19 protein-coding genes are annotated in these 21,554 nt (G+C 72.9%); 9 read left to right on the top strand and 10 right to left on the bottom strand.

Going from position 1 to position 21,554, the window contains the following annotated elements; genetic code table 11:
- From ACA511_RS36540 to ACA511_RS36515, 6 genes are all read right to left on the bottom strand, one after another.
- Nucleotides 1–447: a roadblock/LC7 domain-containing protein gene (locus tag ACA511_RS36540; protein ID WP_375029293.1), complete on the bottom strand. Its 447-nt coding sequence runs from the start codon at nucleotides 445–447 to the stop codon at nucleotides 1–3.
- Entirely contained in the window at nucleotides 444–3,173 is a 2,730-nt protein-coding gene (locus tag ACA511_RS36535) for a nitrate- and nitrite sensing domain-containing protein (protein ID WP_375029292.1), read from the bottom strand. Before ACA511_RS36535 ends, ACA511_RS36540 begins: the two co-directional genes overlap by 4 nt.
- Nucleotides 3,174–3,290: 117 nt before the next feature.
- Nucleotides 3,291–3,959 carry an ATP/GTP-binding protein gene (locus tag ACA511_RS36530; protein WP_375029291.1) on the bottom strand — a complete coding sequence of 223 codons (669 nt, stop codon included), beginning with the start codon at nucleotides 3,957–3,959 and terminating at the stop codon, nucleotides 3,291–3,293.
- The gene (locus tag ACA511_RS36525) at nucleotides 3,940–4,320 is read right to left on the bottom strand and encodes a DUF742 domain-containing protein (protein WP_375029290.1); all 381 of its coding nucleotides are present in this window, start codon (nucleotides 4,318–4,320) and stop codon (nucleotides 3,940–3,942) included. The genes ACA511_RS36530 and ACA511_RS36525 overlap by 20 nt, the downstream gene beginning before the upstream one ends.
- Before the next feature lie 3 nt (nucleotides 4,321–4,323).
- A complete protein-coding gene (locus ACA511_RS36520) occupies nucleotides 4,324–4,779 on the bottom strand; it encodes a roadblock/LC7 domain-containing protein (protein WP_375029289.1) in 456 nt (151 codons plus the stop codon).
- A complete protein-coding gene (locus ACA511_RS36515) occupies nucleotides 4,776–7,262 on the bottom strand; it encodes a nitrate- and nitrite sensing domain-containing protein (RefSeq protein ID WP_375029288.1) in 2,487 nt (828 codons plus the stop codon). Before ACA511_RS36515 ends, ACA511_RS36520 begins: the two co-directional genes overlap by 4 nt.
- A 387-nt stretch (nucleotides 7,263–7,649) precedes the next feature.
- Here ACA511_RS36515 and ACA511_RS36510 point away from each other — a divergent pair, with 387 nt between their 5' ends.
- The gene (locus ACA511_RS36510; RefSeq protein ID WP_375029287.1) at nucleotides 7,650–8,492 is read left to right on the top strand and encodes a sirohydrochlorin chelatase; all 843 of its coding nucleotides are present in this window, start codon (nucleotides 7,650–7,652) and stop codon (nucleotides 8,490–8,492) included.
- Nucleotides 8,493–8,686: 194 nt separating this feature from the next.
- On the opposite strand, the gene ACA511_RS36505 is transcribed toward ACA511_RS36510, so the two are convergent.
- Both ACA511_RS36505 and ACA511_RS36500 read right to left on the bottom strand, forming a co-directional pair.
- Nucleotides 8,687–9,484: an enoyl-CoA hydratase/isomerase family protein gene (locus ACA511_RS36505; RefSeq protein WP_375029286.1), complete on the bottom strand. Its 798-nt coding sequence runs from the start codon at nucleotides 9,482–9,484 to the stop codon at nucleotides 8,687–8,689.
- A gap of 4 nt (nucleotides 9,485–9,488) precedes the next feature.
- Nucleotides 9,489–10,391: an SDR family oxidoreductase gene (locus ACA511_RS36500; RefSeq protein WP_375029285.1), complete on the bottom strand. Its 903-nt coding sequence runs from the start codon at nucleotides 10,389–10,391 to the stop codon at nucleotides 9,489–9,491.
- Nucleotides 10,392–10,608: 217 nt separating this feature from the next.
- On the opposite strand from ACA511_RS36500, the gene ACA511_RS36495 reads away from it, so the two are divergent.
- On the top strand, nucleotides 10,609–11,676 hold the full coding sequence (locus ACA511_RS36495) for a dihydrodipicolinate reductase (protein ID WP_375029284.1): 1,068 nt from the start codon (nucleotides 10,609–10,611) through the stop codon (nucleotides 11,674–11,676).
- Between the two features lie 3 nt (nucleotides 11,677–11,679).
- Here ACA511_RS36495 and ACA511_RS36490 read toward each other — a convergent pair whose 3' ends face one another.
- The gene (locus ACA511_RS36490) at nucleotides 11,680–12,357 is read right to left on the bottom strand and encodes a DedA family protein (protein WP_375029283.1); all 678 of its coding nucleotides are present in this window, start codon (nucleotides 12,355–12,357) and stop codon (nucleotides 11,680–11,682) included.
- A gap of 147 nt (nucleotides 12,358–12,504) precedes the next feature.
- Between ACA511_RS36490 and ACA511_RS36485 the strand changes: the two genes are divergently transcribed.
- The 6 genes from ACA511_RS36485 to ACA511_RS36460 all read left to right on the top strand — a co-directional run bounded on the left by ACA511_RS36485 (nucleotide 12,505) and on the right by ACA511_RS36460 (nucleotide 19,874).
- Nucleotides 12,505–13,413, top strand: coding sequence for a glutathione S-transferase family protein (locus tag ACA511_RS36485; protein ID WP_375029282.1), 909 nt, complete (start codon nucleotides 12,505–12,507; stop codon nucleotides 13,411–13,413).
- A 62-nt stretch (nucleotides 13,414–13,475) separates the two neighbouring features.
- Complete coding sequence (locus tag ACA511_RS36480) at nucleotides 13,476–14,147, top strand: AIM24 family protein (RefSeq protein ID WP_375029281.1); 672 nt, start codon at nucleotides 13,476–13,478, stop codon at nucleotides 14,145–14,147.
- A gap of 84 nt (nucleotides 14,148–14,231) precedes the next feature.
- Nucleotides 14,232–17,957, top strand: coding sequence for a multifunctional oxoglutarate decarboxylase/oxoglutarate dehydrogenase thiamine pyrophosphate-binding subunit/dihydrolipoyllysine-residue succinyltransferase subunit (locus tag ACA511_RS36475; protein ID WP_375029280.1), 3,726 nt, complete (start codon nucleotides 14,232–14,234; stop codon nucleotides 17,955–17,957).
- A 92-nt stretch (nucleotides 17,958–18,049) separates the two neighbouring features.
- A complete protein-coding gene (locus ACA511_RS36470) occupies nucleotides 18,050–18,229 on the top strand; it encodes a DUF6104 family protein (protein WP_375029279.1) in 180 nt (59 codons plus the stop codon).
- Nucleotides 18,230–18,317: 88 nt separating this feature from the next.
- The gene (locus ACA511_RS36465) at nucleotides 18,318–19,145 is read left to right on the top strand and encodes a DUF4097 domain-containing protein (protein WP_375029278.1); all 828 of its coding nucleotides are present in this window, start codon (nucleotides 18,318–18,320) and stop codon (nucleotides 19,143–19,145) included.
- Nucleotides 19,146–19,148: 3 nt separating this feature from the next.
- Nucleotides 19,149–19,874, top strand: a complete 726-nt coding sequence (locus ACA511_RS36460; protein ID WP_375029277.1) for a PadR family transcriptional regulator — start codon at nucleotides 19,149–19,151, stop codon at nucleotides 19,872–19,874.
- A 36-nt stretch (nucleotides 19,875–19,910) separates the two neighbouring features.
- On the opposite strand, the gene ACA511_RS36455 is transcribed toward ACA511_RS36460, so the two are convergent.
- Nucleotides 19,911–20,879, bottom strand: a complete 969-nt coding sequence (locus tag ACA511_RS36455; RefSeq protein ID WP_375029276.1) for a zinc-binding dehydrogenase — start codon at nucleotides 20,877–20,879, stop codon at nucleotides 19,911–19,913.
- Nucleotides 20,880–20,959: 80 nt separating this feature from the next.
- Between ACA511_RS36455 and ACA511_RS36450 the strand changes: the two genes are divergently transcribed.
- Complete coding sequence (locus ACA511_RS36450) at nucleotides 20,960–21,553, top strand: hypothetical protein (protein WP_375029275.1); 594 nt, start codon at nucleotides 20,960–20,962, stop codon at nucleotides 21,551–21,553.
- Nucleotide 21,554 lies beyond the last annotated feature (1 nt).

Genomic DNA, 21,554 nt, shown 5'->3' with positions numbered 1-21,554 from the left:
TCACCGCCCGCCGGGTTCGGCCGCGGCCACCCGCGGATCGGCGGACAGGTGCTGGCCGACCCGGGTCACCAGCATCGCCATCTCGTAGGCGATGATCCCGAGGTCGGCGTCGGCGTCGGCGAGCACGGCCAGGCACGCGCCGCGCCCGGCGGCCGTGACGAACAGGAACGACGACTCCATCTCCACGATCGTCTGCCGGACGGGGCCGCCGCCGAACGACTCCCCCGCCCCGCGCGCGAGGCTCTGGAAGCTCGCGGCGACCGCGGCCAGGTGGTCGGACTCCTCCCGGGCGAGGCCGGCGGACGAGGCCATCTTCAGCCCGTCGCTCGACAGCACCACCGCGTTCCGCACCGGGGCGACCCGCTGGACGAGGCTGTCCAGCAGCCAGTTCAGGTCACCGCCGGCTCCGCCCGGGACCTCCGTGCCGGAGTGCTGGGCATGTGTCATGGGGTGTCGTCCTCCTGGTCGCCTGGGTTCCGCGCGGGCTGCGCCGAGCCTGGTGCCTCCGCGCCGGCCGCGTCCTGCCTGCCGCGCTGCCAGCCGGCCTGCATGGCGGACAGCATCGATCGCATCGCCTCGGCCGAGCGGGTCTCATCGTCGTCCTGTGCCGCGTCCGCGGGGGCGGTCCCGGCCGGCTCGCCGGGCGGCGGCGCCTCGTCCATGGGGACGGGCGCGGCCAGCGGCATCGCGGCCGGCTCGGGCTCGCGTGCGGCCGGCTCGGGCGCCGCGGGCTCGCGTGCGGCGGGCCCGGGTGCGGCGGGTTCGCGTGCGGGCGGCGGGTCCGGCGGCGCGGGCGGTCCGGGCGGCGTCTGGCCCTGGGCGGCGAGGTGCGCGTCCACGCGCTCCTTGAGCTGCGGCGCCAGGTGGGTCTGCCGCCTGCGCTTCGGCAGCTCGCCCTCCCTCGGCGGCGCCTCGGGCTCCGGCGGAGCCCCGGCGGGCTCGGGCCGCGCGGCGGGCGGCGCGGCGTGCCGGCGGGGCGGCTCCACCGCGGCGGGCTCGGCGACCAGCCGGACGACTCCGCCGGCTTCGGCCCGGCCGGACCCGACCGCCGGGCGCGCGGACGCCGCCAGCGCCGCGGGCTGGCCCGGCAGCACCTGCATCGGCCCGGTGGGACGGCGCATCGCCGGGTCCGGGTCGGCGCTCTCCACGATGAGCGAGCCGGGGATCAGCGCGATCGCGGTCGTCCCGCCGTAGGGGGACGGGCGGAGCGTGACCGTGATGTCGTGCCGCTGCGCGAGCCGCGCCACGACGAACAGGCCGAGCTGGGCGCTGTCGGACGGGTCGAACTCGGGCGGGTTCGCGAGCCGCTCGTTCGCGGCGCGCAGCGCCTCCTCGGTCATCCCGAGGCCGCGGTCCTCGATCTCCAGGGCGAAACCGCTGGCGACGGGGTGCCCGCTGACCCGCACCGGCGACTGCGGGGGCGAGAACGTGGTGGCGTTCTCCACCACCTCGGCGAGCAGGTGGATGACGTCGGCGACGGCGGAGCCGAGCAGCGCGATGCGCGGCAGCGGCTGCACCCGGACGCGCGGGTAGTCCTCGACCTCGGCGACCGCGCCGCGCACCACGTCCACCAGCGGGACGGGACGGCGCCAGCCGCGCCCCGCGGTCTTGCCCGCGAGGATGACCAGGCCCTCGGCGTGCCGGCGCATGCGGGTCGCGAGGTGGTCGAGGCGGAACAGGTCCGACAGCTCGGACGGGTCCTCGGTGCGGCGCTCCATGGTGTCGAGCAGGCTGAGCTGGCGGTGCAGCAGCGCCTGGTTGCGGCGCGCGAGGTTCACGAACACCTCGCTGATGCCGCGCCGCGCCGCGACCTCGCCCTCGGCGGCCACCAGCACGGCCTCGCGGGCCCGGTCGAACGACTCGGCGATCTGCCGGATCTCGGTGATGCGGTAGTCCAGTTCCGGGGCCGGCTCGGGCTCGGCGGGACGTCCGGCGATGATCTGCTCGGCGAGCTTCGGCAGCCGCTTCCGGGTGAAGTCCACGACGCCGCCGGCGAGCGTGCGGCATTCGCGCACCAGCCGCCGGGAGACGCGGACCGCGATGACCGACGACAGCACGATCGCGGCGAGCCCGAGGCCGCCGGCGAGCCCGAGCCGGGTGAACGCGCTGATCGCGATGTGCCGGCCGCGGCCGACGACCTCGTCGAGGATCCGGTTCTCCAGCTCGTACAGCTGCCCGTTCGCGGTGTCGGCGACCGACCGCCACACGGTCGGCTCGATGACGGGGGCGGCCTGCCCGGAGCGCGTCCCCTGCTGTCCGTTCGGCTGCCCGTGGCCGTGCGTTGTGGTCGCGGCCGTCCCGCCCGTGCCGGCCGCCGGCGTTCCCGTGCCGGACGTGCCGGTCGTGCCGCCGCCGGACGTGCGGGTGCGGCGCGCCGCGGCCTTCGGCGGCTCGGCGCCGGCGATGACCTGGTCTTCCAGCCGCATCATCTGCATGACGGCCGGGGAGGACATGAGCCGCTCGTAGCGGGCGTGGTCCGCCGCGGAGAGGTCGCGGGCGCTGACCTCGTGCAGCGTGTGGTGCGCCCCGACCAGCTTGGCGAACTCGGCGCGCTCGGCGGCGGTGATTCGGCCCGCGGCGAGCGCCCCGGTCAGCAGCGCGTCCTCGCGGGCCAGGTACTCGCGGGCCAGGCCGAACGAGGTGAGCGTGCGGACCCGCCCGGTGAGCTCCCCGTCCGCCGGCGTGGTCGCGCTGTAGATCGCGTAGCCGCCGTCGATGAGCTCGCCGTACTCGCGCATCACGTGGGCGCGCGTGCCCGTCCGCTCGTCCACGCCGCGGCGGAGGGACTTCAGCGTGGCGAGCCTGTCGACGAGGTCGTCCATCCGCCGCACGACCACGGGCTGGATCGCGTCCCGCAGCCCGCCGTCGCGGGCGCCCTCGCGCACGTCCTCGGCCGCCTGGTCGGTCGCCTGCCGCTGGGTGCGCATCGCGCCGGCCTCGCCGCGGGCCCCGCCGAGCTCGGCGACCGACAGCCGCCGCTCCTTCTGCAGCGCGTCGATGAGCCGCTGCGTGGGCAGCACCGTCTTCTGCTGGAACTCGCGGCTCTGCAGCAGCTGGTGCGCGTCGCCGTAGGTGATGCCGGTGAGGAACGCCCACAGCGCGGCGAGCGCCAGCAGCGGCACGAGGACCAGCAGGGTGATCCTCGCCCGGATGGAGGAGAAACCGCGGGCCATCACGGCTGGCGGACCCTCACTGGCTGGTTCTCGTGCACTGGGCCGTGCGGCATTGGGGGGTGGAACATGCGGGGGAAACCTCCCGATGCGTGGAGTACGGGGGTGTGCGGGAGCCTACTACGTCGCGGGTTCGCGATGATCGCGCATCCGGTCACCGTCCCCCGCGTCCCCCGCGTCCGGCCAGGTCAGGACGTGCTCCATCAGCGCGACGAGCACCTCCTTGGACGACTCCCTGCGGCGGACGTCGCAGAGCACCACCGGAACGCCCGGATCGAGGTCGAGCGCGATCGCGATGTCGCCCGGCCGGTGCGTCCGCGCGCCGTCGAAGCAGTTCACCGCGACGACGAACGGGACGCCGCGGCGCTCGAAGTAGTCGATCGCGGGGAAGCTGCCCGTCAGCCGGCGCGTGTCGGCGATCACGACGGCGCCGATCGCGCCGGCCGCCAGCTCGTCCCACATGAACCAGAACCGCTCCTGGCCGGGCGTGCCGAACAGGTAGAGGAGCAGCTGGTCCGACAGCGTGATGCGGCCGAAGTCCATGGCGACGGTCGTGGTCGTCTTGGCGCCGACGCCGGACACGTCGTCCACCCCGGCGCCGCGGTCGGTCAGCGGCTCCTCGGTGTGCAGCGGCCTGATCTCGCTGATCGAGCCGACCATGGTGGTCTTGCCGGCCCCGAACCCGCCGGCGATGAGGATCTTGGTGGTGACGAGCGGCGCGGGCGCCCCGCCGAACCGGTCCGGACGCGTCCCGTCGGAGTGCGTCCCGTCAGAGTGCGCGGAGGCCATTGAGCACCTCCCTCAGCACGCCGCTGGGCGGCCGGCGGCCGGCCGGGGCGCGCTCCTCGGCGACGACCGCGACGAGGCCCTCGTCCCGCAGGTCGCCGAGCAGCACCCGGACGACGCCGATGGGCAGCGCGAGGTCGGCCGCCAGGTCGACGACCGGGACGGGCGAGGCGCAGCGGCGCAGCACCCGCGCGTGGTCGGGGCTGTAGCGCAGCCGGTCACCGGGCGGGACGCCGGTGGCGGCGACGACCGCGATGAGCTCGAAGCCGGCGCCCTCGGGACGGGTCCGGCCCCGGGTCATCGCGTACGGGCGCACGACCGGACCGGCGTCCCGGTCCAGCCACCGCTCTGCCGACGGGGACATCGGTCAAAAGCCCCGCGGCGCGGTCCCCCCGGCGCCTCCGAAGTCCTGGCCGGACCCCTGCGCGCCGAACCTCGGGCTCGCCTGCAAGTGCTGGCCGACCCGCTTGACCAGCACCGCCATCTCGTAGGCGACGAGGCCGGCGTCGGCCTCGGCCTCGGCGAGGACGGCGAGGCAGGTGCCGTCGCCCGCGGCCGTCACGAACAGCAGCAGCGCGTCCATCTCGATGATGGTCTGCCGGACGTTCCCGCCGGCGAAGTGCCGGCCGGCGCCGCGCGCGAGGCTCTGCACGCCGGAGGCCAGCGCGGACAGGTGCTCGGCGTCCTCGCGGGCCAGCTCGTTGGAGGCGGCCACGGCCAGGCCGTCCCGGGACAGGATCACCGCCTGCCGCACCGTCGTCACTCGTTCGGCGAAGTCGTTGAGCAGCCAGTTCAGTTCGCCTGTCACGGTGTTGTGCGTCATCGGGCTCCCTCATCCCCCATGTCGGTCGCGTCCGTCGCGCGGCCGCGCCGCCATCCCTGCTGTATCGATGCCATCAGTGAGCGTGCCTCCTCGGGCGAGCGTGCCACGCCCCCGGAGGCCCCCGCACCGGCCGGCGCCCGCGGCGGTGGCCGCTTGCGCAGCTGCGGTGCCAGGTTCTTCTGCCGGACCCGGCGGGGCAGGCCCGCATGGGTCCCCGCCGGCTGCCAGTCGTCTTCCCCGTCGGCGTCCTCGCCGCGGGCGTCCGCCACGGTCGGCGCCGGCTGCGGGACGGCGTCGTCCGACCACGGGTTCGGGACGGGTCGCGGCGGGGCGGCGGGCTCCGGTTCCCCGGGCGCGCCCCACGGGCCGGTGAGCCGGGGCAGCGCGGGCGGCGCCTCCCCGGGGCCGGTCTCGATGCTGCGCACCGCCGCGTCCCACAGCGGGACGACGGCCTCCGGGCGCGGCGCGGGCACCAGCGCCGCGGGCTCCGCGACGCCGTCGGTCGCGGTGTCGAGCGGGGACGCCTCGTCCTCGCCGGGTTCCGGCGCGGGGGGCAGCACGCCGGCGGCCATCTGCTCCTCCGGGACGACCAGGTCGTGCGGCAGCAGGACGATCGCGGTCACGCCGCCGTACGGGGACCGCTGCAGCGTCACGGAGATGTCGTGCCGGGCGGCCAGCCGCGCGACGACGAACAGGCCCAGCTGGTCGGTGTCGACGAGGTCGTACTCGGGCGGCTCGGCGAGCCGCCGGTTGGCCTCGGCGAGCAGCTCCGGCTTGACGCCGAGGCCGCGGTCCTCGATCTCGACGGCGAAGCCGGTGCCGACCCGCTCGGCCATGACCCGCACCTCGGTGTTCGGCGGGGAGAACGTCGCCGCGTTCTCGATCAGCTCGGCCAGCAGGTGGACGACGTCGGTGACGGCCGCGCCGACGAGGCCGTCCGCGGAGTCGGTGAGGACGGTCGCGCGCGTGTAGTCCTCGATCTCCGAGACGGCGGCGCGCAGCACGTCGGCGAACCGCACCGGCCGCCGCCAGCCGCGTCCGGGCGTGGCGCCGGACAGGATGATCAGGCTCTCCGCGTGCCGCCGCATGCGGGTGGTGAGGTGGTCGATGCGGAACAGGTCGTCCAGGTCGTCGGCCTCGGCGCGGCTCTCCAGCCCGTCCAGCATCGTGAGCTGGCGGTGCAGCAGCGACTGGTTGCGGCGGGCGATGTTGAGGAAGATGCGGCTGACGCCGGCGCGCAGCTCGGCCTGGCCGACGGCGGCGTCGACGGCGGTCCGCTGCACCTTGGCGAACGAGTCGGCGAGGCGGGCGATCTCGGTGGTGCGGCCCGCGCGCGGCGGCGGCGCCTCCGCGGCGACGTCCACGCTCTCGTTGCGGCCGAGCCGCGCGACGACGCCGGGCAGCCGCCGGTCGGCCAGCTCCTCGGCGGAGCCGCGCAGCCCGACCAGCTCGCGGACGAACCCGCGCGCGAACCGCAGCGACAGCAGCACCGAGGCGAGGAGCGCCAGCAGGCCGAGTCCGCCGACGACGCCGAGCCGGACGTAGGCGTCGCGGCCGAGCCGGTCGGCGTGCTCACCGGCGCGCTTGGAGTTGCCCAGCACCATCTCGTTGACCGCGAGCACCAGCGGCTCGGCGGTCCGCCGCCACTCCTGGCCGCCGACGGGCAGCGGCGCGCGCGGGTCGGCGTCGGCGATCCGGTCCTCGATGCCCTTGAAGCTCTGGTACCCGGGGGACGCGAAGACCTGCGCGGTCCCGGTCCGGTAGACGGCCGGGTCGAGCAGCGAGCGCTGCTTGACCCACTGCCAGCGCTGCTCGCCGACCATCTCGACGAACAGCCGGTGCTCGGCCGGCGTCATCCGGCCCTTGGTGACGAGGGCGGAGGAGACCAGCGCGTTCTCCCGCTGGAGCAGCTCCATGGCGCGTCCGGCGTGCCGGGTGGACAGCGTCCAGTTGTAGAGGCCGGAGTCGTCGATGACGACGAGGCCGTCGTACAGCCAGTGCATGTCGTCGACCATCGTGCTGTAGTTGTTGATCGCGGTGAGCCGGTCGACGAGCCGCCCGTCGACCGCCGAGCGGAGCCCGCCGAGCCCGCCGAGCGCCCGCAGGACGTCGGTGACGCGGCTCTTCATCTCCTCGGTCGTGGCGCCGCGTGCGGCGTCCGAGGTCGCCTCGCGGCGGAAGTGCTCGACGGCCCGGTCGACGCGGACGCGCTGGGCGACGAGGTCGGCGGGCGTCCCGCCGGCGCTGGCGCGCGGGGTGCCGAGGAACACCGCGGAGGCCAGGCGCTCCCTGCCGAGCTCCACCAGGACGCCCTGGCCGCTCGGCGCGAACTCGCGGTCGAGCGTGTGGTACCTGCGCTGGGCGAGCGCCTCCCGCCCGGTGACGCTCGCGGCGTATCCCCACAGCGCGACGAGCGAGAGCATCGGCACGAGCAGCAGCGCGGTCACCTTCGAGCGGATCGAGCGCGTACGGGGGGATTTCATGTGACCTCGAACGTTCCGGCGCGGAGGGTCCCTGGATCATAAAGGCGGCCCGCGACGGGACCGCAACCCCTTTGGCGCCTTTCGGACGTATTGGCACCATTCCGTGTCACCTGCGGCGATGCCCGCGCGCCGAGTGATCTTGCCAGACTCGCGCAAGTGGATAGCGGCAAATCCGGACAATTTACTTCATTTCCCCCTGTTGCTCGGGGGCATTGCGCCATACTCTGCTTCTTCACACCGCTCGCGTCGCGCCGCCACGGGAAGGAGACCGCGATCCATACAGGCAACGACGGAGGCCGGAACGAGGCCGCGCCCGCCGGGCCGCGGAACGCGGCCGGCCGGGCCGGGAGGACGGCTCCCGGGCCGGAGGGCGTTACGATTCCCGCCGTGAGTCCCGAAAGCCAGGCATCCGACGCACTGCCGTCGCGAAGGCGCCGCACCCCCCGCGGGGGCCGGCACCGCGGCGACGAGTCCTTCCTGCTGCCCCCCGGATCCCCCGCCCTGATCCTCGCCGTGCCCGGGCACGCCCGGCAGGCCGGCACCGAGATCGCCGCCGAGCTCTCCCGGCTCGTCGAGATCGAGCACACCGGCCAGCCCGCCTACGTCGGGCACCTGGACGGCGACGAGGCGAGCCTGCGCGGCCTCCTCGCCGCCGTACGGCAGGAGCACGACGAACTCGCCGCCATCGTCGTACCGCTGTCCACCGGCCCCGACCCGGCACTGGACCGGGCCGTCCACGCCGCCGTGGCCACCGCCCCCGTACGCGCCGTCGCCGCCGAACCGCTCGGCCCGCACCCCCTCATCGCCGAGGCGCTGCACGACCGGCTCGCCGACGCCGGCCTCGCCCGCGCCGACCGGATCAGGCTGATGACGATGGTGACCGCCGCGTCCGGCGTCATCGTCGCCACACCCGGAGACGCGACCGCCGTCCGGCAGGCCGAAGTCACCGGCGTGCTCCTCGCCTCCCGGCTCGCCGCCCCGGTCTTCACCGCCTCACTGAACGACGAGGCGTCCGTCAAGGCCGCCGCCGAACAACTGCGCATGGCCGGCGCCACGTCCATCGCCCTCGCCCCGCACCTGATCGGCCCCGAACCCGAAGCCGCACTGGCCGCACCCGCCGCCGCCTCCGTCGGCGCCGCCCACTCCGCGCCGCTCAGCGCCCACCCGGCCCTGGCCCGCCTGGTCGCCCTCCGCTACGTCGAAGCGTTGTCGACGGCACTCGCTGATTGACCCAGGGGGGGCGATCCCCTGGAACCCCCCGTCACGAGCCGGTCGATCCTCACGCCGCCGTTGCGGTCCTCGTGACCGTGCGGGTTCTTGGGCGTCGCCGCGGTCGCCCGGCTCGGCGGGCCGGGCGGCCTCCGGGCGCAGAGCGCCCTCCGGCCGCCCGACCCGTGCCCGGTGGTCGAGCTCCAATCTCCGGGCTAGCGGTTCTTGAAATCGGGGTCGCGTTTTTGGAGTGTCGCCGTCATTCCCTCGGCCAGGTCCTCGGTGAAGAAGGCGAGCGTCTGGACGGCCGTCTCCGCCATGAGCTGGCGGCGGAGGCCGGGGGCGTCCAGGGACGCGTTGAGCAGCTCCTTCGTGCGGCGCAGGCCGTACGGGGACTTGGTGAGCAGTTCGTCGGCCAGGGCCTGCGCCCCCGCCAGGTCGGCGCCCTCCGCGGTGATCTCGGTGATCAGGCCGAGCTCGTCGGCGCGGGTCACGTCCAGCCGCTGCGCGCGGTAGGACAGCTCCGCGGCCTTCGCGGGGCCGATCAGCCGGGGCAGCAGCCAGGAGAGGCCGCAGTCGCCGGCCGACAGGCCGAGGTTCGTGAACGGGACGACGAACCGGGTCGTCGGGTCGGCGACCCGCAGGTCGCAGGCCAGCGCCCAGGACACGCCCATGCCCGCGACCGGGCCGTGCAGCGCCGCGATCACCGGCTGCGGGATCTCCCGCAGCCGCGCGGTGACCTCGGCGCCGCGCGCGATGCCCCCGTAGAGCCGCTGGACGCGGCCCTCGGCGCTCTCCCCGCCGGGGTCGCCGCCCTGGATGTCCATGCCCGAGCAGAACCCGCGCCCCTCGCCGGTGAGCACGACCACGTGCGTGGACGGGTCGCGCGCCAGCTCGTTCAGGACGTCGAGCATCTCCTCGGTCAGGGCGCCGTCGACGGCGTTCAGTCGCTCCGGGCGGGACAGGGCGATCGTGAGCACCCCGTCCCGCCGGTCGAGCTTGATCCCGGCCAACGGCTCAGGAGGTGAGCTGCTGGATCAGGGGGCCCATCTGCTCGCCCACGTTCTTGAACACGGTCAGCGGCTCGCTCGCGTTGACGGCCGCCCAGTTGTCCCGGACGTCCTCCACCGAGAGCGTGCTGTTCTGCCCGTAGCCGGGGCCCTCCGCCACGAAGATCTTCGCGATCCGGCCGCCGCCGACGGTGTAGACCTCGCCCGAGTCCTCGTTGGACTCGTGCACGAGCCAGGCGACGAGCGGCGTCACCTGGTCGACGCCGAGCTTGCCGGCGAAGTCGGCGGGCAGGAGGTCCTCGGTCATCCGGGTCCAGGCGACCGGCGCGATCGCGTTGGCCTTGATGTTGTACTTGGCGCCCTCCTGGGCGAGGGTCTTGGTGAACCCGACCAGGCCCATCTTCGCCGTGGCGTAGTTGGCCTGGCCGAAGTTGCCGAACAGGCCCGCCGGGGACGAGGTGTTCACGATCCGGCCGTAGCCCTGCTCGCGCAGGTGCGACCAGGCGGCGCTGGACACCAGGAACGAGCCGCGCAGGTGGACGGCGATGACCGCGTCGAACTCCGCCACGGACATGTTCTTGAACGACTTGTCGCGCAGGATGCCCGCGTTGTTGACCACGATGTCGACCTTGCCGAACTCGTCCAGCGCGGTCTTGATCACGGCCTGCGCGCCCTCGGGCGTCGCGACGTTGTCGGGGTTCGCGACGGCCGCGCCGCCGTTCTTCTTGATCTCGTCCACGACCTCCTGGGCGGGGCCGGCGGAGGCGCCGACACCGGACCGGTCGCCGCCGAGGTCGTTGACCACGACCTTGGCGCCGCGCGCGGCGAGCTCCAGGGCGTGCTGGCGGCCGAGGCCGTGGCCGGCCCCGGTCACGACCGCGACCCGGTCGTCGTAGCGCAGTTCCGACATTCGCTTCTCCTCACATCGTGGGGCCCGCCCCCAGGAAATCATCCGGGGGTTACCAAGTGGTACTACTAAACCGAATCTCGCTCGGCCGCGCTCCACCGGGGTCCCCTCCCCGCGCGTACGATGGGACACGAGGGAAGTTGCGTCGAATGCCGCAATTCACCGGAGCCGCCGCGTAGTCTCCGACGAAGCCGCGAGGAGCAACGGAGGTCCCGTCTCGATGATCGCCGCCGCCGCGCCGTCCACCGGCCGCCGCCCGTACCGCATCGTCCAGTGGGCGACGGGAGCGCTCGGACGCAGCGCGATCAGGGGCGTCCTCGACCGCGACGACATGGAGCTCGCCGGGGTCTGGGTGCACACCCCCGCCAAGGAGGGCGCCGACGCCGGGGCCCTCGCCGGACGCGACCCGATCGGCATCGCGGCGACCCGCGACCTCGACGACATCCTCGCCCTCGACGCCGACTGCGTCGTCTACGCCCCGACCCCCGCCCAGGACCGGTTCGCCGACCTCGACACGATCTGCGCACTGCTGGCGTCCGGCAAGAACCTGATCTCCCTCTGCGGGCTGGTCTACCCGTACGCGCACGGCCCGCGGTACGTCGGCGACCTGGAGCAGGCGTGCAAGCGGGGCGGGACGTCCGTGCACGGCAGCGGCGTCAGCGGCGGCTTCATGGCCGACGTCATGCCGCTCGTGCTCTCCCGGCTGTCGCGGCGGATCACCCACGTCTACACGCGCGAGTGCTCCGACTTCGCCCGGCACCCGTCCTGGCGGATGGTCCACGGGATGCTCGGCTTCGGCAAGACCGAGGAGGCGTACCAGCGCGCCCTGCGGCCGAACCGCGCCGCGATGCGCGCGATGTTCGCCGAGAGCCTGCACCTCGTCGCGGCGGGGCTCGGCGTCGACCTCGACGAGATCGACGTCGACGTCGACTACCGGCTCGCGGGCACCGACCTCGTCACCGCCGCAGGCCCGATCCCGCGCGGCACCGTCGCGGCCGCCCGCTGGACGTTCAGCGGCCTCGCCGGCGGGCGCCCCGTCATCACCGTCGAGGTGGTCCACAAGGCCGACGCCGCCCGGATGCCGGACGAGTGGGGCAGCCCCGGGTACTCGCTCCGGGTGAACGGCCGCCCGTCGCTGATGCTCTCGGTCGACGAGGACTGGCTCACCGACGTCATCTCCGCCGCGTCCGGGCACGCGCTGAACTCCGTCCCGGCCGTGTGCGCCGCCGAGCCCGGCATCCGCACCTACCTTGACCTGCCGATGATCAGCGGCCGCATGCACGTCTGAGCGCTACGGGAGCGTCCGCGCGGCGGCGGGCTCGCTCTCGGCCTCTGCCTCGGCCTCCGCATCGGCCTCCTCAAGGGCCTCCTTGCGGCGCTTCCGGACGGTCCACACCACCAGCCCGGCGACGGCCGCGACCGCGAGGCCGATCGCGAGGCCCCGCCCCGCCAGCTTCGCCGCGTGCTCGAACGCCGTGCCCGCGAAGTAGCCGCCGAGCGTGAACGTCACGACCCAGGTCACGCCGCCGATGACGTTGAACACCAGGAACTTCGGATACGGCAGCCGCGAGCTGCCCGCGAGCGCCGGCATGAGCGCCCGCAGCAGCGCGGTGAACCGGCCGATGAACACCGCGAACGCGCCCCGGCGGCGGATCAGCTCCTGCGCGCCGGCGACCTTCGCGCGGTGTTTGCGCATCACCCCGACGTCCAGCAGCCGCGGCCCGTACTTGCGGCCGATCTCGTAGCCGACGGAGTCGCCGGCGACCGCGGCGACCACCGCGATGACGAGCAGCAGCGGCAGCGACAGGACGTCCTGGCTGGCGAGGACGCCGCCGACGACGATCGCGGTCTCGCCGGGGAACACGAACCCGACGAACAGCGCCGCCTCGGCGAACACCAGCGCCGCGATGACGAGGTAGATCATCGCGGGCGGCATCCCGTCCACCAGGGCGTTGAAGTGCTCGAGCATGGACCCCCGCCATCTCGTCCCGCCGGGCCGCGCGCGGCCGTTTGGCATCTGCTGACGACGGTTATGGTATCCGCGGGGTCCCGGGCTCGGATCGGTCTTTCGGGCGACATCCCCGGATGGCCCCACAGACTTCAGGAGGAGGCGCGCGTGAGCGTTCAAGAGGTCGAGGGCGGCCGGTTCGTGCGGCAGTCCAACCGGTTCACCGGCCGGATCACCGCGGACGGCTCGTCCGGCCTCCCCGCCGAGCCCGGCCGCTACCGGCTGTTCGTCTCCTACGCGTGCCCGTGGGCGCACCGCAGCCTGATCGTCCGGCGCCTCCTCGGCCTGGAGGACGCGATCGGCGTCGCGGTCGTCGACCCGATCCGGGACGAGCGGGGCTGGCGGTTCCCCGAGCCCGACCCCGTCACCGGCGCGGCGTTCCTCTCCGAGCTGTACCTCGCCACCGACCCGTCGTTCCAGGGCCGCTACACCGTCCCGTCCATCTGGGACACCGAGACCGAGCGCCTGGTCACCAACGACTTCCCGAACATCACCACGATGTTCGAGACGGAGTTCGCCGCCCACCACCGGCCGGGCGCGCCCGACCTGTACCCGGAGGCGCTCCGCCCCGAGATCGACGAGCTGAACGACCTCGTCTACACGACCGTGAACAACGGCGTCTACAAGTGCGGGTTCGCCACGTCCCAGGGCGCCTACGACGAGGCGTTCGACGCCCTCTTCGACACCCTCGGCCGGCTCGAAGAGCGCCTCTCCACGCGCCGCTACCTGTTCGGCGACGACGTCACCGAGGCCGACGTCCGCCTGTACCCCACCCTGGCCCGCTTCGACGCCGTCTACCACGGGCACTTCAAGTGCAACCTGCGGCGACTGGTCGACTACGACAACCTCTGGGGCTACGCCCGCGACCTGTACTCGATCCCGGCGTTCGGCGAGACGACGAACTTCGACCACATCAAGCGGCACTACTACGTGACCCAGCGCAACATCAACCCGTCCGGCGTGGTCCCCAAGGGCCCTCTCACGGATTGGACCGCTCCGCACGGGCGCGGACGCTGAACCCCGTCCCGTCGTTATGCTGGCGGACCTCCAGTAATCCGCACGAAAGGCATGACCCGACCATGCGCAGCCAGTTCTTCGGCAACCTCGACCAGGGCCAGCAGCTTCCCGGCCACTTCGCCCTCCAGAACTCCAAGATGCTCCGCGTCCACCTGAACGGGGACGTCCTGGCCCGCCAGGGCTCCATGGTCGCCTTCCAGGGCCAGATGGAGTTCGACTACGAGGGCGCGGGCGGCATCGGCAAGTTCATGAAGAAGGCCCTGACCGGCGAGGGCGTCCCCCTGATGCGCGTCAAGGGCCAGGGCCTGCTGTTCGCCGCCAACGACGCCGACGACATCCACCTCTTCTACCTGGAGAACGAGGGCATCACCGTCAACGGCAAGAACATCCTCGCCTACGACTCGCACCTGCAGTCCGACATCCAGCGCGTCCAGGGCGCGGGCATCGCCGCGGGCGGCCTGTTCAACACGACCCTGCAGGGCACCGGATGGGTGGCGCTCACCACGCACGGCACGCCCGTCATGCTCGACTGCGGCCGCGCCCCCACGTTCGCGGACGGCCAGTCCGCCGTGGCGTGGAGCACCAGCCTCCAGGTCGGCGTCAACCGCACCTTCAAGGCGTCCGCCCTCATCGGCCGCGGCAGCGGCGAGGCGATGCAGCTGGCCTACCAGGGCCAGGGCTTCGTCCTCATCCAGGCCAGCGAGGGCCCGACGGTCGCGCCTCACACCCACTGAGGCACGCGGCCGCGCCCTCACTACAGTAGCCTGGGGTGCGTCTCAGAACTCACCTGCGAGCTGCGGAAGAGGGCGATCTCCGCCGTGTCGACAGAGTCGTCGCAAACTAGTGCCGACCCAAAGATCACAGATTTCGGCGCCAACGAGTGGCTGGTCGACGAGCTGTACCAGAAGTACCTCGAAGACCCGAACTCCGTTGACGAAGCCTGGTGGAACTTCTTCGCGGACTACCGGCCGGACAGCCGGCCGTCGTCGGCGACCCCCGCGTCCCCCCAGGCGTCCACCGGGAGCGCGGCCCCGGCGGCCGCGAACGGCACCGCGGCCGCTCCGCCGACAGCGCGGCGCCCGGTGGCGCCGCCGCAGGCGCCCCCGAAGACCGCGGCGAAGCCGGCCCCGAAGGCGGCGGAGAAGCCGGCTCCGCCGCCGGTGCCCGCGGGCGCCGAGGAGGTCCGGCTGCGCGGCGTCGCCGCCCGGACGGCCACCAACATGGAGGCCAGCCTCGCCGTGCCGACGGCGACGAGCGTGCGCGCCGTCCCGGCGAAGCTGCTGGTCGACAACCGCATCGTCATCAACAACCACCTGAAGCGCGGGCGCGGCGGCAAGGTCTCGTTCACGCACCTGATCGGGTACGCGATCGTCCGGGCGCTCGCCGCGATGCCGGAGATGAACGCCGCCTACACCGAGGTGGACGGCAAGCCGGTGCTGGTCCGGCCCGAGCACGTCAACTTCGGGCTGGCGATCGACCTGCAGAAGAGCGACGGCTCGCGGCAGCTCGTCGTGCCGAGCATCAAGGCCGCCGAGACGCTGGACTTCCGCCAGTACTGGGCCGCGTACGAGGAGATCGTCCGCAAGGCCCGCGGCGGCAAGCTCACCCTTGAGGACTTCCAGGGCACCACGATCAGCCTGACGAACCCGGGCACGATCGGCACGGTCCACTCGGTGCCGCGGCTGATGCCCGGCCAGGGGACGATCATCGGCGTGGGCGCGATGGAGTACCCGGCCGAGTTCGCGGGCGCGTCCAGCGACACGCTGTCGCGCATGGGGATCAGCAAGGTCATGACGCTGACCTCCACCTACGACCACCGGATCATCCAGGGCGCGCAGTCCGGCGACTTCCTGCGCCGCATCAACCAGCTGCTGCTCGGCGAGGACGGCTTCTACGACGAGATCTTCGAGGCGCTGCGCATCCCGTACGAGCCGGTGCGCTGGGTCAAGGACATCTCCGCCACCCACGACGACGACGTCGCCAAGGTGGCCCGCGTCCACGAGCTGATCCACGCCTACCGGGTCCGCGGCCACCTGATGGCCGACACCGACCCGCTGGAGTACAAGCAGCGCCGCCACCCCGACCTCGACATCCTCAAGCACGGCCTCACCCTGTGGGACCTGGAGCGCGAGTTCGCGACCGGCGGGTTCGGCGGCAAGCCGACGATGAAGCTGCGCGACATCCTCGGCGTGCTGCGGATGGCGTACTGCCGGACGGTCGGCATCGAGTACATGCACATCCAGGACCCGGAGGAGCGCGCCTGGATCCAGGAGCGCGTGGAGGTCCCGCACGACAAGCCGTCGCGCGAGGAGCAGCTGCACGTGCTGCGCCGCCTCAACAGCGCCGAGGCGTTCGAGACGTTCCTGCAGACGAAGTTCGTCGGGCAGAAGCGGTTCTCGCTGGAGGGCGGCGAGTCGGTCATCCCGCTGCTCGACTCGGTGATCTCGGCGGCGGCGAAGGACAGCCTGGACGAGGTCGTCATCGGGATGGCGCACCGCGGCCGGCTGAACGTCCTCGCCAACATCGTCGGCAAGTCCTACGGGCAGATCTTCGGCGAGTTCGAGGGCAACCTCGACCCGCGCAGCGCGCAGGGCTCCGGCGACGTGAAGTACCACCTCGGCGCGTCCGGCGACTTCGTCGCGAGCGACGGCTCCAAGATCCACACCGAGCTGGTCGCGAACCCGTCCCACCTGGAGACGGTCGACCCGGTGCTGGAGGGCGTCGTCCGCGCCAAGCAGGACGTCCTGGACGTCGGCGAGGCCGGCTTCACCGTGCTGCCCATCCTGATCCACGGCGACGCCGCGTTCGCCGGCCAGGGCGTCGTGGCGGAGACGCTGAACCTGTCGCAGCTGCGCGGCTACCGCACCGGCGGCACCGTCCACGTCATCATCAACAACCAGGTCGGCTTCACCACCGCGCCGGAGTACTCGCGGTCCAGCGTGTACGCGACCGACGTGGCCCGGATGATCCAGGCGCCGATCTTCCACGTCAACGGCGACGACCCGGAGGCGTGCGCGCGGGTGGCGCTGCTGGCGTTCGAGTACCGGCAGACGTTCAAGAAGGACGTCGTCGTCGACATGGTCTGCTACCGGCGCCGGGGCCACAACGAGGGCGAGAACCCCTCGTTCACCCAGCCGCTGATGTACGACCTGATCGACGCCAAGCGCTCGGTGCGCAAGCTGTACACCGAGGCGCTGATCGGCCGCGGCGACATCACGGTCGAGGAGGCCGAGCAGGCGCTCCGCGACTACCAGGAGCAGCTGGAGCGGGCCTTCACCGAGACCCGCGAGGCGGTGAAGAAGCCACTCGAACCGGGCTCGGTGGTCAAGCCGGACGTCGAGGAGCGCATCCCGATCGACCACGGCAAGGCCGGGTCGGCGATCCCGCAGGAGACTGTCAAGCGGATCATCGAGACCCAGGTCAGCCTGCCGGCGGGCTTCACCCCGCACCCGCGGCTCCAGCCGATCCTGCAGCGCCGCGCCCAGATGATCGAGGACGACGCGATCGACTGGGCGACCGGCGAGCTGCTGGCGATGGGCTCGCTGCTGATCGACGGCCGCCCGGTGCGGCTCGTCGGGCAGGACACCCGGCGCGGCACGTTCGGGCAGCGGCACGCGGTGCTCGTCGACCGCAGGTCGGGCGAGGAGTACACGCCGCTGAAGCAGTTCGGGCAGGGCGTGTCGAAGTTCTACGTGCACGACTCGCTGCTCAGCGAGTACGCGGCGATGGGCTTCGAGTACGGCTACTCGATGACCCGCCCGGACGCGCTCGTCGTCTGGGAGGCCCAGTTCGGCGACTTCGCCAACGGCGCCCAGTCGGTGGTGGACGAGTACATCTCGTCCGGCGAGCAGAAGTGGGGCCAGCACTCCGGCGTCGTGCTGCTGCTGCCGCACGGCTACGAGGGCCAGGGGCCCGACCACTCGTCCGCGCGGATCGAGCGGTACCTGCAGATGTGCGCGCAGGACAACATGACCGTGGTGTACCCGACCACGCCGGCGAACTACTTCCACGTGCTGCGCTGGCAGGTGCTGTCGGGCCGGCACAAGCCGCTGGTCGTGTTCACGCCGAAGTCGCTGCTGCGGCTGAAGGCGGCGACGTCCCCGGTCGCGGAGATCACCGACGGCGCGTTCCAGCCGGTGATCCCGGAGAGCGACCCGGCGGTCGATCCGGCGGGCGTGCGGCGGGTGCTGCTCACCACCGGGAAGATCTACTACGACGTGGTGAAGGCCCGGCAGTCGGCGGGCGCGAACGACACCGCGGTCGTCCGGGTCGAGCGGCTGTACCCGCCGCCGGTGGACGAGATCAAGGCGGAGCTGGCCAAGTACCCGGGCCACACCGAGGTCGTGTGGGTGCAGGACGAGCCCGCCAACATGGGCGCCTGGCCGTTCATGGCGCTGAAGCTGCCGCACCACATCGAGGGCCTGAAGATGTCGCGGGTGTCGCGCCCGGCGTCGTCGTCGCCCGCGGTGGGGTCGGCGAAGCTGCACCAGGCGGAGCAGGAGGCCCTGCTCGCGCGGCTGTTCGGCGAGCCGAAGCAGAAGTAGCACAGGGCAGGCGTAGACGCGAGGGCTCCGGCGCGGCGCGCCGGGGCCCTCGGCGTCCCGAGGGCGAGAGCGCAGAAAGAAGACACCAGTCCATGTACTTCACGGATCGGGGCATAGAGGAGCTGACGGACCGGCGCGGCGCGGAGGAGGTCAGCCTGACGTGGCTGGCCGAGCGGCTCCGCGAGTTCGTCGACCTGAACCCGGAGTTCGAGACTCCCGTCGAGCGCCTCGCCACCTGGCTCGCCCGGCTGGACGACGAGGACGACGAGTAGTCCGCCCGGCTTACGCGATATGTCTTGACTTTCCAGGAACGCGACATATCGTGTTTACTGGTAGAGGAGCCGGACGAAGGGCATCGCGATGTCGCGCTGGACGATCGAGGAACCGACCACCCTGGACTTCGACGGCGTGGTCGCGCTGCGGGTCACGCTGATCGCGGGCAGTGTCTCGGTGCTCGCCTCCGACGAGCGCCCCTCCATCATGGTCGGCGAGGTCGAGGGCCCGCCGCTGGTCGTCACGCACGAGGCCGGCATGCTGACCGTCACGCACGAGAAGCTGTGGGAGGGCGTGCTGAGCTGGCTGCGCACCCACAAGGTGCACGCCGCGATCACGGTGACCGTCCCGCACGACTGCCCGGTCTCGCTGAACCTCGTGTCGGCGGACGCGGTGGTCACCGGCATGACGACCCGCACGTCCATCAAGAGCGCGTCCGGCGACGTGACGCTGGACGGGGTGGCGGGCGCGATCGACGCCAACACCGTGTCCGGCGCGATCGAGGCGCAGGGCCTGGACGGGACGGTCTCGTTCACGTCCGTCTCCGGCGACCTGTCCCTCGCCGGCGCGTCCATCGACCGGCTGGGGGCCCGCACGGTCAGCGGCCGCATCGCCGCCGACCTCGACCTCGGCACCGACAGCGGGGTCGACGTGAACACGGTGTCCGGGGAGGTGGCGCTGCGCGTCCCCGAGTCCGCGAACGCCCGGGTCTCGCTGAGCTCGGCCGCCGGGCGGATCGAGACGTCGTTCCCCGAGCTCGGCCGGCAGGAGCGCACCCTCGCGCAGAGCGTCGGCGGCAAGCTCGGCGACGGCGGCGGCCGGCTGACGGTCAACACCGTGTCCGGCGCGATCACCCTGCTCGGCCGCGACGACGACGCCTCGGAGATCACCACCGGCCCCCGAATGGAGAAGTGAGACGTGAGCCCCGTTTTCGGTCACGGTCGGCTGCGGCTGTACCTGCTGAAGCTGCTGGAGGAGAGCCCGCGGCACGGCTACGAGGTGATCCGGCTGCTGCAGGACCGGTTCCTCGGGGTCTACTCCCCCTCCCCCGGCACGATCTACCCGCGGCTCGCCCGGCTGGAGGCCGAGGGCCTGGTCACCCATGAGGTGATCAAGGGCAAGAAGGTGTACTCGCTGACCGACAAGGGCCGCGAGGAGCTGGAGCGCCGGATGGACGAGCTGGCCGACCTGGAGGAGGAGATCTCCGCCTCGGCGCAGGAGTTCGCGCGGGGCGTGCAGGAGGACGTCCGGCAGACCGTCCGGACGCTGCGCGAGGAGCTGACGCAGGCCGCCCGGACCATGCGCGACCAGGGCAAGACCACGTCCAAGGAGGCGTGGAAGGAGACCACCGAGCGGCAGAAGGACGAGTGGAAGCGCCAGAAGGAGTACTGGCGCGAGCAGAAGCAGGCGTGGAAGGAGGAGTGGCGGCAGAACTGGGACGACGCCTGGAAGACGGCGACCGGCACCCGCGACGACATCGCCCGCCTCAAGCTGGAGCGCCTGCTCCGCAACTTCGTCGAGGACGTCCGCAAGGCCGCGAAGAGGGCCCGGCTGGACGACGACGACCTCGCCGCCGCCGAGGCCCTCCTGGACGAGGCCCGCGAACGCCTGAAGAACGAGGTCTTCCAGAAGAAGCGGCCGTGACCCCTCCCGGGCGGGGCGGGGCCGCGGCCGCCCCGCTCACGGCGTGAAGATGATCTTCCCGAAGAGGTCGCCCTCGGCCATCGCGGCGAACCCCTCGCGGGCCCGGCTCAGCGGGAGCGTCCGGTCGATCAGCGGCTTGGCGCCCGTCTTGACCAGGAACCGCGCGAGCTGCTCCAGCTGTGCCCGCGTCCCCATGGTGGAGCCGACCACCGACAGCTGGAGGAAGAACACCCGGTTCAGCTCCGCCGGCGGCACCTGGCCGCTGGTGGCGCCGGACACCACGATCCGGCCGCCCGGCCGCAGCGACTTCAGCGAGTGCGACCAGGTCGCCTGCCCGACGGTCTCGATGACGGCGTCGACCCGCTCGGGCAGCCGCGCGCCCGGCTCGAACACCGCGTCCGCCCCCAGCTCCTGGGCGCGCTTGCGCTTGGCCTCGCTCCGGCTGGTCGCGTACACCCGGTACCCGGCGGCGGACGCCAGCGCGATCGCCGCGGTCGCGACGCCGCCGCCGGCGCCCTGCACCAGCACCGACGACCCGGGCCGCACCTCCGCCTTGTCGAACAGCATGCGGTAGGCGGTGAGCCACGCCGTCGGCAGGCAGGCCGCCTCCTCGAACGACAGCTCGGCGGGCTTCGGCACGAGGTTGCGGCGCGGCACCGCGACCTTCTCCGCGAACGTCCCCGGATGGGCCTCCGACAGCAGCGACCGCTTCGGGTCGAGGGTCTCGTCGCCGCCGCCCCGGTCCGGGTCGCCGATCACCGCGTGGACGATGACCTCGTTGCCGTCCTCGTCGATCCCGGCCGCGTCGCAGCCGAGGATCATCGGGAGCTTGTCCGCGGGCAGGCCGACGCCCTTCAGCGACCACAGGTCGTGGTGGTTGAGCGCGGCGGCCTTCACCGTGACGGTCGTCCAGCCGTCCGGTACGTCGGGATCGGGCCGCTCCCCCAGCGTGAGCCCGTTCAGTGGATTGTCTGCGTCGATCTGCGTTGCCGTGACAGCGAACATGAACGCACACTAACTAACGCGCCGGGGCGGCGGACGGCCACCCCTGACCAACGTCGCGGACACTCCGCGACAATGCCCCCATGCGGAAGCGAGCGTTCCTCCTCGCCGGGCTGATGCTCGCGGCGGCGGCCTGCACGGAGAAGGCGGACGGCGGGACGGAACGTCCCGCCGCAGCCGCGCCGCCCGCCACGGTGGCGCCGCCCGCCACGGCGGCGCCGCGCGACCCCGCCGATCCGCGGATCATGAACTGCGCGAACCGGAACGCCTCGTTCCCCGGGGAGCGTTCCGGCCCCTACCGGGCCGAGCCGGACGATCTCATCGTGGAACCCATGGTCATCAGCGGGGTGCGCGGCTGGGCGGACGCCGATCCGGCCCGCCACGGAGTGAACGGCCGGTACAAGACGGGCGTCCTGGTGCGCGCGGGGAGGACGGCCACGCTGTCGGTTCCCGCCGAGTACCGCAAGGCCGCCGGCCTGCTCTACGGCGAGGCGTCGAGCGACGCCCGCACCCCCGCGGAGGCCGATCACGCGATCACCTTCACGGCGTGCCCCGACCACGACACGGCGTTCCCGGGGTACCTGTTCGTGCCGCGGCGGCAGCGCGTCCCGCTGCTGATCCGGCCCGAGCACGGGCGCGCGACCCGCGAAGTGATCTCCTTCTTCGCGGGCCGCTGAG

The sequence above is a fragment of the Actinomadura sp. GTD37 genome (assembly GCF_041951365.1).
Taxonomy (GTDB): Bacteria; Actinomycetota; Actinomycetes; order Streptosporangiales; family Streptosporangiaceae; genus Spirillospora.
The sequence above is the reverse complement of the archived record's forward strand: the minus strand, read 5'-3'. Positions and strand labels throughout refer to the sequence as shown.